This window comes from Siphonobacter sp. SORGH_AS_0500, from assembly GCF_002838835.1.
Lineage (GTDB): Bacteria > Bacteroidota > Bacteroidia > Cytophagales > Spirosomataceae > Siphonobacter.
Genome location: NZ_NHPP01000007.1, coordinates 60,576 through 76,335, shown reverse-complemented (window position 1 = coordinate 76,335; position 15,760 = coordinate 60,576). Strand labels below are relative to the sequence as shown.

The window sequence follows — 15,760 nt, the reverse complement described above, 5'->3', positions numbered from 1 at the left end:
ACGATGGTAATTTTTAACCAATCAGGCTTTTTCAGCAAAGGTTCTTTTGAATAAAATCAGTTTTACCGTACTATCATCTTCTTGTGAGGAATCACAATTATAGTACAATAAATTCATTATATAGACCTTTATTTATTTAATGGTAAAAAAACACCCAATTTTCGGCGAAGGGCCAGTGGTAACGAATTTTGTTCCTTCACTAATATACCTATCATAAAGCCTAACAACAGCAGACCATGTACGAAAGTCGAAAGCCAAAGGTTTTCAATTTTTATAAAAGAAGAAATAACGATTAATCCACCGCCCACCAGCAGATAACCCACCGCCGACGAAACATAGTAGGGAATAGGGTAATATTTTTCGCCCAATCCATAACAGGTAACCATCATTATAAAGCAGGAGACCGCGAACGCAATGGCACAACCCAGATAACCCAAATAGGGAATGAGTATAAAGTTAGCAACCAGCGTTACTGCGGCCCCAATGAAGGTTAGTAAGGTACCATACTGGGTGCGGTCTGAAAGCTTGAACCAGATGGTGAGGTTGTAATAAATACCCAGGAATAAATTCGCTAGTAACAGCACCGGCACCACGTCCAGCCCTTCCCAGTATTCTTTCTGGCGGAGAAATAACTCGGCTACTAAATCCAGATTAATCGAAACGGCTACCCAGATTAATACCGAGACGATGATAAACCATTTCATTACATCGGCAAATACGCCGGGGGCATTTTTATCTTCAGCCTTCGAAAAGAAAAAAGGCTCGGCTGCGTATCGGAATGACTGAATGACCAGACTCATAAATATGGAAAGTTTGTATACGTTTCCATAAATACCCAGAGCTTCTTTGGAAGTGCGACCGGGGTAGAAACCTTCGGGTAACCAGCGTTCAAGCACAAGACGGTCAAAGAGCTGATTGAAGTTTCCTGCCAATCCTAAAATTAATATCGGGTACGCATAAATCCACATGGGTTTGAAAGCGTTCCAGTCCCAGCGAAAGCGAAAATCCCGAAACTCCGTCCATAACATCGGGATCGTTGCCAGGTTAGCAATCAGATTGGCAAATACAATATAACCTACGCCTAGTTCAGGATTATAGTTGAATAACCAGGTTCCTTGCAGAAACGTCAGAAAATGTCCATCGTGAATGCCTTTACAAAACCAGAGAAAGTAAAAATTCAACCCTACGTTCAGCATGATGTTAGACACGCGAATGGCTACGAACTTTCGGGGTCGTTTTTCGAGGCGAATGCGGGCATAGGGAATGGCTACCAGAGCATCAATAACCATGATGATGGCAAGCCAGCTAACCAGTTGCCCCCGACCAGGATAACCAAATTCCTCCGCAATGGACGAAGAAAACAGAATGATTAAGCCCGAACAAATGGCACTTACGGTCAGAATGGCCGTAATGGAAAGGTTATAAAATTCCTGAAAACGATCTTTCTCACGGGACGCAAACCGGAAAAAGGTAGTCTCCATCCCAAATACATAAATCACGTTTAACAGAGCCACCCAAAGAAAATAGGTAACCTGCTCGGCCATGACGCCGGGTCGGAATACGGAGGTATGTAAGGGAACCAGAAGATAGCCAATTACCCTACCTAAAATGCTGCTGACACCATATAAAGCCGTGTCACTGGCTAATTTCTTTAAAGCACCCATGTGAAAAATGTACGCTCATTGCGAAACGTCTGATCAGTATGATCGGTAGCAACTTCGCCGCAAAGGTATAGCAGCCAGGGGGCAAATTACCAAAGCGGTGAGCAATGAGAGCGAGAGAATCGTACTTTTGAGCAAAACTTTCTCCCATGAAATTTCTTTACTTCCTCGTTTTGCTGTTCTTCTTCACCTCTGCTCAGTCGCTTTTTGCCCAGGCGGCGGTGGGTTATTACCCTTTTAACAGCATTCTGAACATAAGCAGCAATCCTAAAAATCGAATTTGGGTAGATGCCCGTTTTCAGACGAATTCCATCTTTTCTTCCTTAAATACGGAAGTGGTTCCGATGGTAACTTTCGTTCGCAAGCCTCAGCATTTGTTTTACGCCGGGGTAGGAGCTAACATGGGTATCGTTGGTAAGATTGTGGATTCCCGTAGCCGTCTCATTCAGGGTTACCTCTTGAGCGTCGGAACGCGGGTATATCCGCTGGAAAAAGTCCCACAACTGGGCATTGCTTTCGAAATCACCCCTTATTCACGTCAGGATTTTAAATCGGGGAATTTCCGCACCTGGCTTGGTGTGTCCTGGCAATTGAGAAAAACCAAAGAAAAAGGTGAATAGGATTTCAGCCTACTCACCTTTTCAAAATCGAAATACGTTGTTACTTAAGCTGGTTAACCGCCATTTGATCAGCCTGTGGAAAACCACTCAAGGCTTTCTTATACAGGGGATCATTGGCGTTTAAAACCTGATAAAGCTCATTGCGAAGTCCGGCAGTCGTAGCCCGTTTTTCCCAGACATAACTAGCTACTAGGGCTTTAATCTGATCCCGCACATATCCCTTTGAACGGTTAAACTCGGCCTCATTTCGCTTGATTCCTGAAGCCGCCGCCATAGCTACGACTTCATTCAACATGGCATCGGTTACGTTAAATTTCTGCAGATACTCTTTAAACGTTTGTCCGCCTAACCGGGCTTTGTTATCCAGAGCATAACGGAAGGCATATTCTGCAATCACATTTTTGCCCGCTAACTGGTATAAATAACGCGTTCGGTAAGTAGTATCAATGGGTACGAAAACGTCGGGAATAATACCGCCACCGCCGTACACAGGACGACCATGATCGGTTTTAAAGGCCTGTTTTTTATCGAATTTCACACTATCAGCCACGAACAATTCGCCGTCTTTATACCGATCATCGGATTCGTAAACGGCGTAAGGTTTCTGAATACAACGGCCACTGGGGGTATAATACCGCGAAACGGTAATGCGAATCTGCGAACCATCCGAAAGATCAATGGGCGTCTGCACCAATCCCTTGCCAAACGTGCGACGACCCACCAACAACGCCCGATCATGATCCTGCAAGGCACCTGCCACAATCTCGGATGCCGAAGCCGAATTCTCATCGATTAATAAGACCACGGCTCCTTTTTCGAAAAGTCCTTCTTTGTTTGCAAAAGTTTCCTCGTCAAACTGGGGACTTTTTCCATTAGTCTTGACAATCAGTTTATTACCTCCCAATAATTCATCAACAATATTCGTTGCCCGGTCTTTGAAACCGCCGCCGTTGCCGCGTAAATCCAGCATCAGGCGGGTCATGCCTTCTTTTTTCAGCGAAGCCAGCGTATTGCGGAATTCGGTATAAGTAGACTCAGCGAAGCGATCAATTTTGATATAACCCGTTTGGGGATCAATCATATAAGCCGCCGAGATCGAATACGTTGGGATGCGACCGCGAGTGACCGTAAAAGGAAGCAGGTTTTTCTCACCGCGACGCTGAATGTCCAGCTTGACGGGCGTTCCACCCGGTCCGCGAAGTTTACTAAAGATGAGTTTATTGTCTATGTTCTTACCCGTCAGTAAAGTACCGTCGGCTTTAATCATGCGGTCCCCCGAGCGTAAGCCCGCTGCTGCTGCCGGACCTCCGGGAATGGCATTAATAACAAAAACGGTATCGTTGAAAATATTAAATTCTACCCCAATACCATCAAATCCCGACTCAAGCTGAGCCTTAGCCGCAGCAACTTCCTTTTTCGGGATGTATACACTGTGGGGATCAAGGCGGGTCATCATTTTTTCCAGACCATAATCCACCAACGTATCGGTATTGACTGAATCAACGTAGGCATTATCAATCCAGGAAATGATTTCCCGAAATTTATTCAGGTTACGCACCAAGTCACCCGAATACTTGGGCCGCCCCCCAAAGAACGTAGCACCAATCAGAATGCCGCCAGCCATGGTAATGGCCAGTAACAAAGGCAGCCGAACGGTAGAAGAACTGTTTCGGATATTTTTATCTGAATGGTTTTCCATAGGGTTCTATAAGATATATTCGATCAAGGCAACAACGTAGAAACGTTTCTTTGTGGTGCTTATAAATTCTTTTTCTCCAGTTTTTTAGGATCAATCTGCCGAATCAATTCCTTTCGACTCAGGTAAATAGCCCACAGGCCCAGCAAGTCGTTTTGCGGTACCGATTGAATGACTGGATTACTGATACTTTTGTTTACCAGTGCTGCTTCTATTTCTTTAGTCATCACAACGGGAACGGTATATAACCACTCGCTGCCGTCACCAATTTGCTGAATATTCGTTTCCTGAGGTAAGTGCTTTTCTGCACTGTACTGATAGGCGGCAAATACTTCCTTCGTTTTGGTATCCGTTTGGGGCTTACTCAGGTCCTGCGTGGGGACGAAGACGATACGAGAAGCCGAAGCTTTTGCCAGCGAATCCACGAAGGTGGTATTACGTAAAGCTCTGACGGGTTGTTGCTGTAAAACGCCAGCCAGTTCTTCGCCCTTTTCACTGGAAAATGTAGAAAGCTGAGAGCTGGTTACGTGCTTAATCTGCTGATTCTCCATGTCCTGCTTCATTTTAGCCGTATCCAGCCGCTTGAATTCGCAGGCGTTACAAACCACCATACCCAAGATAAGTATGCATCCCTGTATTTTCATAAAAGATAATGTTAAAGAGTAACCAGACTCGGACTGGAGGAGATCAACAATCCAGTCTCGTTCCGATAGATATTCGGCGAAGGTAAGGATGCACTTTTAATCCGCAGATACGTAGGAGGTGCAAAAACTCGACCAGGACGAAGAAAGTCCATATTGAATGTTTCACTCAGGCGATCAAACTGCCGACGGCCCCAAGGAGTGTTGAACGTAGAAAGACGAATTTCAGGACTTACCTTTAAAATAATAGTGGCCCGTTTCACGCGTACTACCTGTCCATTGATCACCGCTTTTCGGGTTTTTCCGAACAAGGGAATATCAATGGCCTGAACAGCCGTAGCCGTCAGCACCAGAAAAAGAACGATGAAGGATGGAATAACTTTCACGCAGTAAAATTACGGATAATTAGAGTAACTGGTTTTCCGATGGATAAATCTTCTATTACTCCTAACATCAACGCTTTGCTATAGGTTCTTTCGTTGGAACCTCTTATAATAATTATCTTTGCAGAAATTTTATCCTTCAAAAATGAAATCGAAGGAAAATGATTCATTCTCACGACCATGCTTGAGCAATTAGAAGCCATACGCGAACGCTTTCAGGAAGTATCCCAACAAATCGTGCAGCCCGAAGTGGCAAGCGATGTAAAGCGATATAAAGCCCTTAGTAAAGAATATAAAGATCTGGAAAAAATCGTTAAAAAGTACGAGGAATACGAGTTGCTGCTCGGACAGATCGCTTCTGCCAAAGAAGTATTATCCACAGAAAAAGACGAAGATTTTCGGGAAATGGCAAAAGCCGAACTCGACGAACTCGAACCCAAACAGGACGAAATAGAACAGGAATTAAAAGAGTTACTGATTCCGAAAGATCCTAACGACAGCCGAAACATCATTCTGGAAGTTCGCGGCGGTACGGGTGGCGACGAAGCGGCTATTTTTGCCGGTGACATCTTTCGCATGTACCAGCGTTTTGCCCAGAATCAGGGCTGGCAGTTCCAGATCATGGACCAGACCGAAGGTAGCTCGGGTGGTTTCAAAGAGATTATTGCTTCCGTGCAGGGAGAAGACGTATACGGAAAGCTGAAGTTTGAGTCGGGTGTGCACCGCGTACAACGCGTGCCCGCGACGGAAACGCAGGGCCGGATTCACACCTCTGCCGCCTCGGTAGCCGTATTACCCGAAGCCGAAGAAGTGGACGTTCAGATTAACATGAACGACATTCGGAAAGATACCTTCTGTTCGTCAGGGGCCGGTGGACAATCCGTTAACACCACGTACTCTGCCGTTCGGGTCACGCACTTACCTACCGGACTGGTGGTACAATGCCAGGACGAACGTTCGCAGATCAAGAACTTTGAGAAAGCGATGACTGTTCTTCGTTCACGCTTGTACGAAATGGAATTAGCGAAACAACAGGCCGAAATTTCCGGTGCCCGCAAGAGCATGGTTGGCTCGGGTGACCGCTCCGATAAAATCCGAACGTACAATTATCCACAATCACGGGTGACCGATCACCGCATTGGTCTTACGGTTTATAACCTTCCCGCTGTTATGGACGGAGAAATTGGCGACTTCATCGAACAGTTACGCATCGCCGAAAACGCCGAGCGTCTGAAAGAAGGAGCTGTTTAGTAATTAGTTGATTATTGTTGGAATTCGTTTGAAGGGTTAATAGGGTTTGAGGTTTGAAAACGTACCTCAGACTTCAAACCATCTCTAACTTTCAAACCTTCCCAAACTCTATTAAAAGTCATGAAAATTACGATTGAAATTCCTGATGATCAGGCTGTTTTTATGAAGCAGTTATTAGATCGTTTATCTTTTGTAACATCTATTGAAATGGAAGAAAAGCAGCATTTGGTGGTTACTTCTGCCGAGTTACTTCATGCTTTTCCCATCCTGAAAGAAGAAGCCAATGTTCGTTTGTCGAACATTCTGGATCAGCATTTGAATTGAGTTCTTAATCATTTCATTCTTGAGCGATTTTCTCTTTCTCTTTACCGGCCTGCTCATCGGAGCTGTAGCAACCTGGATGGCTACCAAAGGCCAGAAGGGCTCACAGCTCCGAGTGGCTGAGCATTCCTTTCAGTCGCTCCAGAACGAGACTAGTCAGCTTCGCTTAACGCTGGAAAAAGAGCGTCAGAATACCCTGGATTTGAATCGTCAGTTAGCCGCTCTGGAAGCAGATTACCGCAATCTGGAGGATAAGCTTCATTTCCAGCAAGAAGAACTTTCTTCGCAATTTCGGCACCTGGCCAATGACTTACTTGAAGAAAAATCCCGGCGTTTCACCGAACAGAATCAGCTTAACCTGAATCAGTTGCTGCATCCCCTGGGTGAAAAAATTCAAGCCTTCGAGCGAAAAATTGAGGAGAACTACAAAGAAGAACTTCGCGATAAGGTGAGCCTGCTGGCCGAAGTTCGTAAACTCCATGATTTGAGTCAGCGACTCAGTCAGGATGCCGATAATCTGGCTAAAGCCCTCAAAGGTGATACCAGACAACAGGGAAACTGGGGTGAGGTGATTCTGGAAAAAGTACTGGAACGCTCAGGTCTGATGAAAGGAGCTGAGTATAATACCCAGGTATTAACCCAGAATGTGGATAACGCTCTGATTAGGCCGGACGTGGTTATTTACCTGCCCGACAACAAACACCTGATTGTGGATGCGAAAGTTTCTCTGTTAGCCTACGAACGTTGCATGGGCTGCGATGATGAGATGGAACGCGGGAAATACCTGACGGCTCATTTGAGTTCCGTGCGAAGCCATATCCGACTATTAGCGGAGAAAAAGTACGAAACGGCTCAGGGCTTACTAACGCCCGACTTTGTGCTCTTATTCATGCCCATTGAACCCGCCTTTAGTCTGGCGATCCAGTCGGATGCTGAGCTATTCAATTTTGCCTGGGAACGGCGGATTGTATTGGTAAGCCCCACCACTTTACTGGCAACGTTACGAACGGTTTCCAGCATCTGGAAATTCGAAAAGCAGAGTAAGAATTCGCTCGAGATTGCCCGCCTCAGCGGAGAGTTATACGACAAGTTTGAAGGCTTCATCCGGGATTTGCAAAAAGTAGGAGATACCCTCAAATCTTCCCAAAACGCCTACGATGAAGCCGTCAAGAAGCTGGCCGAAGGCAAAGGAAATATGCTCCGCACCGCCGAGAAAATCAAAGCCCTCGGAGCCCGCTCCACCAAGGATCTACCCAAATCCTGGCTCGATCAGGCGGAAGAATAACGTGCAGTTTTGAGTTTAGGGTTTGGTGTTTTGAGTTATAAAACCCTAAACTCTAAACCTTAAAACCCTAAACTCAGGACAATGAATATTGGTCTATTTTTTGGTTCTTTTAATCCGATTCACATTGGGCATTTGATTGTGGCGAATGTAATGGCCGAAACCACCGATCTGGATCAGGTTTGGTTTGTGGTCTCGCCGCAAAATCCCTTCAAGAAAAATAAGCAGTTACTTCACGAAGAAGATCGCTATAAGCTCGTGGAACTGGCCATTCAGAATAACTCAAAACTTCGCGTAACGGACGTAGAGTTTTCCATGCCCCGGCCCAGTTATACCGTTGATACGTTAACTAAACTTCAGGAAAAATTCCCGCAGCATACCTTCCGGTTAATCATCGGTGGCGATAACCTCGGCCAATTTCCGAACTGGAAAGAACACGAAAAAATCCTGAATGATTTTGGCTTATACGTATATCCAAGGCCCAATTCCGAGCCGAGTGAGTTAGAGCATCATCCCAATGTTCGAATGGTAGAGGCTCCTTTACTCGACATTTCTGCCACCTTTATTCGAGCCCAGATCAAAGCCGAACGAACCATTCGTTATATGGTTTCGGAAGAGGTAGAGACGTACATCCGCTGGAAGAAATTTTACCTGTAAGTATTTACTTATTTACTCAACATTAAACAAATGAAAATCAGTATTCTGGGTTGCGGCTGGCTGGGGTTACCATTGGGTGCTTTTCTTGCAACGAAGGGGTATATCGTTACCGGAACAACTACTACTCCTGAGAAAATTCCCGCTTTGCAGGAGGTTCGTATTCAACCCGTATTACTGAATTTCAAACCAGAAATAGAAGGTGATCTCTCCGCTTTGCTAGACGCGGATGTCTTGATTATTAGTATCCCTCCAAGGGCTGGTAAACAAGGGGATGCTTTCCATCCTCAACAAATTAAGTATTTACTTAAAAGCTTAACTTCTTTTCAAGGTCGTATTATCTACATTTCTTCGACCTCAGTCTATCCAGATACCAATGGTATCATCGATGAAAACGGCCCGGTTATTTCTGATCATCCGTTGGTTGAGGTGGAAAACTTACTTCAGGAAAATCCCTTTCCAGTTACTATTCTGCGTTGTGGCGGATTAATGGGTTATGATCGAATTGCGGGGAAGTACTTTATTGGCAAGACGGTTCATACGGGCGATGTTCCCGTCAACTTTGTTCACCGGGACGACGTTATCCACATCGTGGAAAGCATCGTGGAGCAGAATAGCTGGGGTGAGGTTTTCAATGTAGTCTGCCCCGAACACCCCATCCGACGGGATGTGTACGAACAAAATGCCAAAGATCACCACTGGCAACCGCCTGTCTTTGAGGTACCGAAAGAACCACTTTCTTTCAAAATCATTTCCAGCGAAAAACTTCAACGCATTCTTTCCTATTCTTTCCGCTTTCCCAATCCTGTACATTTTAAATAATATTTTACTTAAATACGTAAATAAGTTTTTGTGTAAGTACGGATTACTTACACGTAACTGTTATTGTCTCTTCACTAGGTAATAATTTCTACAATTCCTAAGTGCCTACAGGGGAATGTAAGCGAAGGAACTGTTTTTTCATGTACTACTCTATTTAACATAGAATAAGCCATGAAAACGACACCAAACGCTGAAAATACGGATAAAAAAGAGCCTAATCGCTTGTATGTAGGACTTAATCCATCAGAACTGGAAGCTAACGCTGATGCTGGTTTTGAAAACTATGAACAGTCTTTCGAGGAAGAAAAAGGAGAGTTCGACCGAACCGATATTGAAACCGAACCAAGTCTGCGAGAGAAAGGAAACATCGATCGAGCTGATCGCCATCAGCAGGACGACGCTCGTCATCAGGAACACAACGAAGCTCCCGATCCTGAAAAAGAGAATTAGTAATGGATTCATTACCGATGGATCATTTACTGTTCCAACCCAAAATTGAATATATATGAGTGTTGTACCTCCTTTGCCTCTAAAACCGGCCCGTCGTCGTCGAACTCGTCTGTGGTCGAAAGATCCCAAGCGTTCCGCGAAAGTGGCGGGTCTGATCTATACGACCGACGACCAGCCGGGTATTCTTCGACTTAGACACAGTAAGTCTTTTCGATACGTTGATGCGGATAAAAAGCCCATTCGCGACGTGGAAACACTACGCCGAATCCGCTCGCTAGTGATTCCTCCAGCCTGGGAAAAAGTGTGGATAAGTCCGTTGGAAAATGGACACTTACAGGCGACAGGCTATGACACGAAGGGACGTAAACAATACCGTTATCACCCCGATTGGAACGAAGTTCGAAACGAAACTAAATTCTCCCGCATTATTCAGTTTGCTGAGTTATTACCCAAGATTCGCCAGCAAGTGCAACAGGACTTACGGCGGCCAGGTTTGCCTTACGAAAAAGTACTTGCTCTGATCGTGCAATTGATGGAAAAAACCAGCATTCGCATTGGTAACGAAGAGTACAAAAAGCAGAACGGCTCGTATGGACTAACCACCATGCAGGATAAACATGCCGATATCGAAGGATCGAAAGTGACGTTTCGGTTTAAAGGAAAAAAGGGCGTTTATCACGAGATCAGCCTGAAAGATCGAAAGCTAGCCAAGCTCGTTCAGCGGTGCAAAGACGTGCCTGGTGAAGAGCTTTTTCAATACATCGATAACGACGGTAATCATAAAAGCGTAGGGTCAGGCGATATCAATGCCTACCTGAAAAACATTACTGGCGAAGAATTCACCGCCAAAGATTTCCGAACCTGGCGTGGTACCTTAGGAGCCTTCGAAGCTTTCCAGGCTTTAGGTTTGTTCGATACCCCAACAGCCTGCAAGAAAAATATCAATCGCTGTTACGACCTGGTAGCCGAAGCTCTGGGTAATACGCGGGCGGTGAGCAAAAAATATTACGTTCACCCCAAAATCATTTCGGCCTACGAATCGGAAAAGCTGTGGAAATACTGTGATGGACTGGATGTTCCCGTGAAAAGTGCAGACGATACAACGGCTTTATCACCACTCGAACTAAAAGTAAAAGAGTTATTGGAAGCCAGCTTTTAATCTGATCACGCACAGAAAACCCCTCGGAAGATGCCTTTCGAGGGGTTTTCTGTGTTCAGACTACTCCCAATTACTTATCGGCTCCATTTGTCAGAGGAAAGACCTTAAGTTTGTTGTTTATTTTCTCATTGATTGATTATGCTGGCAAAAACGTACGGAGCGGCCATTTTTGGGGTAAATGCAACGATGGTAACCATTGAAGTTACCGTGGGGCAGGGGAACAACACTTATCTGGTCGGTTTGCCCGACAGTGCCGTCAAGGAAAGCGTGCAACGGGTAGAGGCGGCCATTAAATATCAGGATTACTTCTATCCCCGTAACAAAACGGTCATTAACCTCGCCCCGGCTGACGTGCGTAAGGAAGGCTCGGCGTACGATTTGCCCATTGCTTTATGCATTATTCATTCTTCAGAACAAGCCAACCTGAAGAAACTGGAAGAGTTTATGATTATGGGAGAGTTATCCCTCGATGGTAAACTTCGGCCTATTAAGGGCGTATTGCCCATCGCGATTGAGGCCCGTAGGAATAAATTCAAGGGGTTTATTCTACCCAAAGAAAATGCCTCGGAAGCTTCGATTGTGAATAACCTCGATGTCATCGGCGTAACGACGCTTCAGGAAGCCGTAGATTTCCTCAAAGGCACATTGGAGATCGAACCTACGATTTCGGATACGCGGGATATTTTCCTGAGTACACTGAATGAATATGAAACGGATTTTGCCGATGTGCAGGGTCAGGAAAACATCAAACGCTCCTTGGAGATTGCCGCCGCCGGTGGACACAATGTTATCATGATTGGTCCGCCGGGAGCTGGAAAAACCATGCTGGCGAAGCGTCTACCGAGCATTCTGCCCCCTTTGTCTTTGCAAGAAGCTCTGGAAACCACCAAAATTCATTCAGTAGCGGGTAAACTCGGGACGAAAGCGACCCTCATTGCCCGAAGACCCTACCGTAATCCCCACCACACGATTTCTGATGCAGCTTTGGTAGGAGGCGGGGGCATGCCTCAACCCGGCGAAATTTCACTGGCTCATAATGGCGTTTTATTTCTGGATGAGTTACCCGAATTCAAACGCTCGGCTCTGGAAGTCATGCGACAACCCCTGGAAGAACGAACGGTGAGTATTTCAAGGGCTCGCTGGGCGGTAGAATTTCCGGCAAATTTTATGCTCATTGCCAGTATGAATCCCTGTCCCTGTGGCTATTACAACCACCCGGAAAAAGAATGCAGTTGTCCACCGGGAAGTGTGGGTAAGTATTTAAGTAAAATTTCAGGTCCTCTGTTAGATCGCATTGATCTGCACGTAGAGGTAACACCCGTCAATTTCGACCAGCTTTCCTCCACCCGCAAATCGGAACCCAGTGCTCAGATTCGGGATCGGGTGATTAAAGCCCGCGATATTCAGACGGAACGGTTCAAGGATAATCCGGGCATCTATTGCAACGCCATGATGTCTTCTGAGATGGTTCGGCAAGTTTGTGCACTAAGCGAAGCGGGCAAGATGTTATTAAAGACGGCGATGAATAAATTGCAGCTTTCCGCCCGGGCTTTCGATCGTATTCTTCGCGTTTCGCGAACCATTGCGGATCTGGCGGGTTCGGAAGAAATCAAAATTGAACATTTAGCTGAGGCGATTCAGTATCGAAGTCTGGATCGGGAGAACTGGGGAAGCTAGATGAGTTGTCCGTTTTTAGTTTGCAGTTTTCCGTTGGTTATTTTGTTCTCACCTTAATTTCTCGTTAGTAATTTGGATATTTTTTTGCTTTTGGGGGCTAATTTGGGGGATCGTCAGGAGACTTTTCGGCGGGCTATTGAGCTGCTTTCCGAACGGGTTGGAACGGTTACTTTACAATCCAGTCTGTGGGAAACGGCGGCCTGGGGCTTGACGGATCAGCCTAATTTTCTGAATCAGGTTTTATTACTTTCAACGGCATTACAACCATTGGAGGTACTCGCCCAGACGCAGGCCATTGAAATTGAAATGGGGCGAGTTCGGAAGGAGAAATGGGGAGCTCGTTTACTGGATATTGACTTGCTGTATTATGGCTCAGAAATTTTAGACTTGCCTCAGTTGAAGGTGCCACATCCGTACATTCCCGAGCGTCGGTTTACGCTGGCTCCGCTCGCTGAGATCGCCCCGGATTTTATGCATCCTTCACTCAACTTAACTCAGCAGGAGTTATTAAATCAGTGTGTGGATAACTCTGTGGTTAACAGAATTTGAAATTATTTTTGTTATTATTTAATTGATTATCAGAGTACTATTTTCTTTAACTTTCATTAACAACCTTCTTTTATGGAATTTTTGAGTCGCTTGCATCCAAAGGGTGAAATGATTCAAAAACCAATTAATTACACAAAGTCATGAAAAACATTCTTTTGCTTGCCGGAACCTTATTATTCAGTACTACCCTTTTCGCTCAAAATGTGGATAAAGAACCCGTTCGTAAAATCGAGATCACGGGCACTTCCGAAGTTGAAGTGGACCCCGATGAGTTTTATTTGAGCATTACTCTTAAGGAATATTACAACGACGAGAAAAATCAAAAAGATAAAGTGACCATTGATATTCTCGAAAAACAGTTAGCTCAGTCCGTTCAGGCAGCGGGCTTGCCTAAAGAGGCTCTGAGTATTCAGGGAATTTCAGGTTATCAGAGCAGCGTGGGCAAAAAGAAAAACCCCGCTCAGTTCCTGGAAAGCAAACAGTATCAACTGAAACTTTCAAAATTATATAATGTGGATAACTTGCTCTCAAAAGTAGATTCCCGTGGGGTAAGCAGCACCCGCATCAGCCGGGTAGACTACTCGAAAAAAGAGCAGTTACGTAAGGATAACAAAATCAAAGCTCTGCAAGAGGCCCGCGAGAAAGCCACGTACATGGTGGAGGCTTTAGGCGGAAAATTGGGTGAAGTGCTGGAAATTCACGAAGTTGAAGACGGCGATATTTATCCACAATACATGGCTATGCCTCGGATGGCTCTAATGAAAGCAGATGCAAGTACCGCTGAGGTTGCTGATAGCGATCTGGAATACCAAAAGGTGAAGTTTACCTCTCGCATTCAGGTTATATTCCGAATTAAATAATACTGATTTACTTAAGTACTTAAACGACCTGCTCTGACGCAGGTCGTTTTTCTTTATAAAATGAAAATGCTTTGCCGTATTTTTGTAATGATTAGAGGGTATAAACAGCCTAAAAACTGAAAACCCGAGACAGAAAACAGTAAACTAAGAAAATGATCGGGACGGATTTGCAACGGGCGAAAGAGCTTCTGGAAGCAGGAGCATTGGTGGGTATTCCAACGGAAACAGTCTACGGACTGGCAGGTAATGCTTTGAATGAAGAGGCCGTACTTTCCATTTTCCGGGTAAAAAATCGTCCGGCTTTTGATCCGCTTATTATCCACACCAATTCATTTGAACGTTTACAGGAGTTTGTTCGTGACATTCCCGAGAAGGCTCTATTACTAGCTGAAAAATTAACACCCGGTCCGCTTACTTTCCTTTTACCCAAAGCCCCGCAAATCCCGGATTTGGTAACTAGTGGGCTGGATACCGTGGCCGTCCGCATTCCTCAGCATGCATTGACTCGCTCTTTGCTCGAACAGTTACCTTTCCCCCTGGCCGCTCCCAGTGCGAATCCCTTCGGCTACATAAGTCCAACGACGGCTGAGCACGTCGAGCAGCAGTTAGGCGATAAGATTCCGTATATTTTAGACGGTGGCCCTTGCGAAATTGGGGTAGAATCTACCATTGTCGGTTTTGAAGGCGATGACGTTATCGTGTACCGAAAAGGAGGAACACCCATTGAAGCGATTGAGGCTTTGATTGGAACTGTCGAGGTGAGGGCCCATTCCAGCTCTAATCCACAGGCTCCGGGGATGTTGAAAAGTCATTACGCCCCTCGCACGCCGCTTTCAATTCATGGAGAACTGGAAACGTTACTGCCGTCAGATCGGATCGGAATCCTTGGTTTTCAAACCGATTATGGCTTTATCCATCAGGAAATTCTTTCGCCTACGGGTAATTACGCCGAAGCAGCCCGCCAGCTATTTGCGGCCATGCGAAGACTCGATGCCCTGGACTTGGATCATATTTACGCCGAATTATTACCCGAGCAGGATTTAGGTGTAGCCATTAATGACCGTATCCGACGGGCAGCGGCTTTATGATACCCAAACACGCCGTCACTCGGCTATAGTTGAATTCCCTATAGCTATTACCCTTGTTAATCCAGACGCGATTTATCGCTTCTTTACCTAAGAAATCTCTACAACCTTATGAAAACCAGACTTTTACTTTTCTTAATCATGGCTTCGCTAAGCTCCGTAAAAGCTCAGGTTTCATTTGGTAAAGCGTGTCTTGGAAAGTGGGAAGGTATGATGCGGATGTATCAGAAAGGGCAGCTGAAAGATAGCGTCAAGATTCTGTTAACCGTAGCCGAAACGCAGGACCCTCAGGTCTGGTTGTGGAAAACGGAATACTTATCCACCAAGCATCCCGCAGTTAAAGACTATACATTGAAGATAGTTGACGAGAGCAAAGGTCATTACGTCATTGATGAAGGAGATGGTACTGCATTACCTTCCTATCGTTTTGAAAATAAACTATTTAGCCTTTTTGAAACCGAAGGAATTACGTTGACGTCAACGTATGAACTAAAGGGCGACGAATTAGTTTTTGAAGTTACTTCCGGGAAAAAAGGAAGTGTTCAGCCCGTTACCACTTTTTCCGTTGATTATCTACAGAAAGCGTTATTGAAACGTCAGTAAACGGTTATCAGTATTTTACTCTTATATCTTTCCAAAAAGCAGCGTG

General features: G+C 45.2%; 17 protein-coding genes. 13 read left to right on the top strand and 4 right to left on the bottom strand.

The window, feature by feature from the left end; translation table 11 throughout:
- Positions 1-128: 128 nt before the first annotated feature.
- The gene (locus tag BWI96_RS09680; protein WP_106636453.1) at positions 129-1,664 is read right to left on the bottom strand and encodes a lipopolysaccharide biosynthesis protein; all 1,536 of its coding nucleotides are present in this window, start codon (positions 1,662-1,664) and stop codon (positions 129-131) included.
- A gap of 146 nt (positions 1,665-1,810) precedes the next feature.
- On the opposite strand from BWI96_RS09680, the gene BWI96_RS09675 reads away from it, so the two are divergent.
- Positions 1,811-2,281, top strand: a complete 471-nt coding sequence (locus tag BWI96_RS09675; protein WP_106636452.1) for a hypothetical protein — start codon at positions 1,811-1,813, stop codon at positions 2,279-2,281.
- A gap of 40 nt (positions 2,282-2,321) precedes the next feature.
- Here BWI96_RS09675 and BWI96_RS09670 read toward each other — a convergent pair whose 3' ends face one another.
- The 3 genes from BWI96_RS09670 to BWI96_RS09660 are packed head-to-tail and all read right to left on the bottom strand — an operon-like array spanning position 2,322 to position 5,004.
- Complete coding sequence (locus BWI96_RS09670; RefSeq protein ID WP_106636451.1) at positions 2,322-3,980, bottom strand: S41 family peptidase; 1,659 nt, start codon at positions 3,978-3,980, stop codon at positions 2,322-2,324.
- 59 nt (positions 3,981-4,039) lie between these two features.
- Positions 4,040-4,621: a hypothetical protein gene (locus tag BWI96_RS09665; protein ID WP_157830290.1), complete on the bottom strand. Its 582-nt coding sequence runs from the start codon at positions 4,619-4,621 to the stop codon at positions 4,040-4,042.
- 11 nt (positions 4,622-4,632) lie between these two features.
- Positions 4,633-5,004: a hypothetical protein gene (locus BWI96_RS09660; RefSeq protein WP_106636449.1), complete on the bottom strand. Its 372-nt coding sequence runs from the start codon at positions 5,002-5,004 to the stop codon at positions 4,633-4,635.
- A gap of 177 nt (positions 5,005-5,181) precedes the next feature.
- Between BWI96_RS09660 and prfA the strand changes: the two genes are divergently transcribed.
- The 12 genes from prfA (at position 5,182) to BWI96_RS09595 (ending at position 15,714) form a co-directional block, all read left to right on the top strand.
- Positions 5,182-6,252 (top strand): peptide chain release factor 1, encoded by a 1,071-nt coding sequence (gene prfA / locus BWI96_RS09650; protein WP_106636447.1) that lies wholly within the window; start codon positions 5,182-5,184, stop codon positions 6,250-6,252.
- A 120-nt stretch (positions 6,253-6,372) separates the two neighbouring features.
- Positions 6,373-6,576 carry a hypothetical protein gene (locus tag BWI96_RS09645; RefSeq protein ID WP_106636446.1) on the top strand — a complete coding sequence of 68 codons (204 nt, stop codon included), beginning with the start codon at positions 6,373-6,375 and terminating at the stop codon, positions 6,574-6,576.
- A 19-nt stretch (positions 6,577-6,595) separates the two neighbouring features.
- Entirely contained in the window at positions 6,596-7,858 is a 1,263-nt protein-coding gene (locus BWI96_RS09640) for a DNA recombination protein RmuC (protein ID WP_106636445.1), read from the top strand.
- 81 nt (positions 7,859-7,939) lie between these two features.
- On the top strand, positions 7,940-8,512 hold the full coding sequence (gene nadD, locus BWI96_RS09635; protein ID WP_106636444.1) for a nicotinate (nicotinamide) nucleotide adenylyltransferase: 573 nt from the start codon (positions 7,940-7,942) through the stop codon (positions 8,510-8,512).
- 30 nt (positions 8,513-8,542) lie between these two features.
- On the top strand, positions 8,543-9,331 hold the full coding sequence (locus BWI96_RS09630) for an NAD(P)-dependent oxidoreductase (protein ID WP_106636443.1): 789 nt from the start codon (positions 8,543-8,545) through the stop codon (positions 9,329-9,331).
- 171 nt (positions 9,332-9,502) lie between these two features.
- Positions 9,503-9,781, top strand: coding sequence for a hypothetical protein (locus tag BWI96_RS09625; protein WP_106636442.1), 279 nt, complete (start codon positions 9,503-9,505; stop codon positions 9,779-9,781).
- 55 nt (positions 9,782-9,836) lie between these two features.
- Complete coding sequence (locus BWI96_RS09620) at positions 9,837-10,940, top strand: DNA topoisomerase IB (RefSeq protein WP_106636441.1); 1,104 nt, start codon at positions 9,837-9,839, stop codon at positions 10,938-10,940.
- A gap of 138 nt (positions 10,941-11,078) precedes the next feature.
- Complete coding sequence (locus BWI96_RS09615) at positions 11,079-12,617, top strand: YifB family Mg chelatase-like AAA ATPase (protein ID WP_106636440.1); 1,539 nt, start codon at positions 11,079-11,081, stop codon at positions 12,615-12,617.
- A 90-nt stretch (positions 12,618-12,707) separates the two neighbouring features.
- Positions 12,708-13,166: a 2-amino-4-hydroxy-6-hydroxymethyldihydropteridine diphosphokinase gene (gene folK / locus BWI96_RS09610; protein ID WP_369804130.1), complete on the top strand. Its 459-nt coding sequence runs from the start codon at positions 12,708-12,710 to the stop codon at positions 13,164-13,166.
- Between the two features lie 140 nt (positions 13,167-13,306).
- A complete protein-coding gene (locus tag BWI96_RS09605; RefSeq protein WP_106636438.1) occupies positions 13,307-14,026 on the top strand; it encodes an SIMPL domain-containing protein in 720 nt (239 codons plus the stop codon).
- 152 nt (positions 14,027-14,178) lie between these two features.
- Positions 14,179-15,114, top strand: coding sequence for an L-threonylcarbamoyladenylate synthase (locus tag BWI96_RS09600; RefSeq protein ID WP_106636437.1), 936 nt, complete (start codon positions 14,179-14,181; stop codon positions 15,112-15,114).
- 108 nt (positions 15,115-15,222) lie between these two features.
- A complete protein-coding gene (locus tag BWI96_RS09595; RefSeq protein ID WP_106636436.1) occupies positions 15,223-15,714 on the top strand; it encodes a hypothetical protein in 492 nt (163 codons plus the stop codon).
- Positions 15,715-15,760 lie beyond the last annotated feature (46 nt).

Coding starts and splice junctions, on each gene's coding strand:
- BWI96_RS09670 (WP_106636451.1), bottom strand. CDS start 3,980: ATGGAAAACCATTCAGATAAAAATATCCGAAACAGTTCTTCTACCGTT.
- BWI96_RS09665 (WP_157830290.1), bottom strand. CDS start 4,621: ATGAAAATACAGGGATGCATACTTATCTTGGGTATGGTGGTTTGTAAC.
- nadD (WP_106636444.1), top strand. CDS start 7,940: ATGAATATTGGTCTATTTTTTGGTTCTTTTAATCCGATTCACATTGGG.
- BWI96_RS09680 (WP_106636453.1), bottom strand. CDS start 1,664: ATGGGTGCTTTAAAGAAATTAGCCAGTGACACGGCTTTATATGGTGTC.
- BWI96_RS09645 (WP_106636446.1), top strand. CDS start 6,373: ATGAAAATTACGATTGAAATTCCTGATGATCAGGCTGTTTTTATGAAG.
- prfA (WP_106636447.1), top strand. CDS start 5,182: ATGCTTGAGCAATTAGAAGCCATACGCGAACGCTTTCAGGAAGTATCC.
- BWI96_RS09620 (WP_106636441.1), top strand. CDS start 9,837: ATGAGTGTTGTACCTCCTTTGCCTCTAAAACCGGCCCGTCGTCGTCGA.
- BWI96_RS09630 (WP_106636443.1), top strand. CDS start 8,543: ATGAAAATCAGTATTCTGGGTTGCGGCTGGCTGGGGTTACCATTGGGT.
- BWI96_RS09615 (WP_106636440.1), top strand. CDS start 11,079: ATGCTGGCAAAAACGTACGGAGCGGCCATTTTTGGGGTAAATGCAACG.
- BWI96_RS09600 (WP_106636437.1), top strand. CDS start 14,179: ATGATCGGGACGGATTTGCAACGGGCGAAAGAGCTTCTGGAAGCAGGA.
- BWI96_RS09605 (WP_106636438.1), top strand. CDS start 13,307: ATGAAAAACATTCTTTTGCTTGCCGGAACCTTATTATTCAGTACTACC.
- BWI96_RS09625 (WP_106636442.1), top strand. CDS start 9,503: ATGAAAACGACACCAAACGCTGAAAATACGGATAAAAAAGAGCCTAAT.
- BWI96_RS09675 (WP_106636452.1), top strand. CDS start 1,811: ATGAAATTTCTTTACTTCCTCGTTTTGCTGTTCTTCTTCACCTCTGCT.
- BWI96_RS09595 (WP_106636436.1), top strand. CDS start 15,223: ATGAAAACCAGACTTTTACTTTTCTTAATCATGGCTTCGCTAAGCTCC.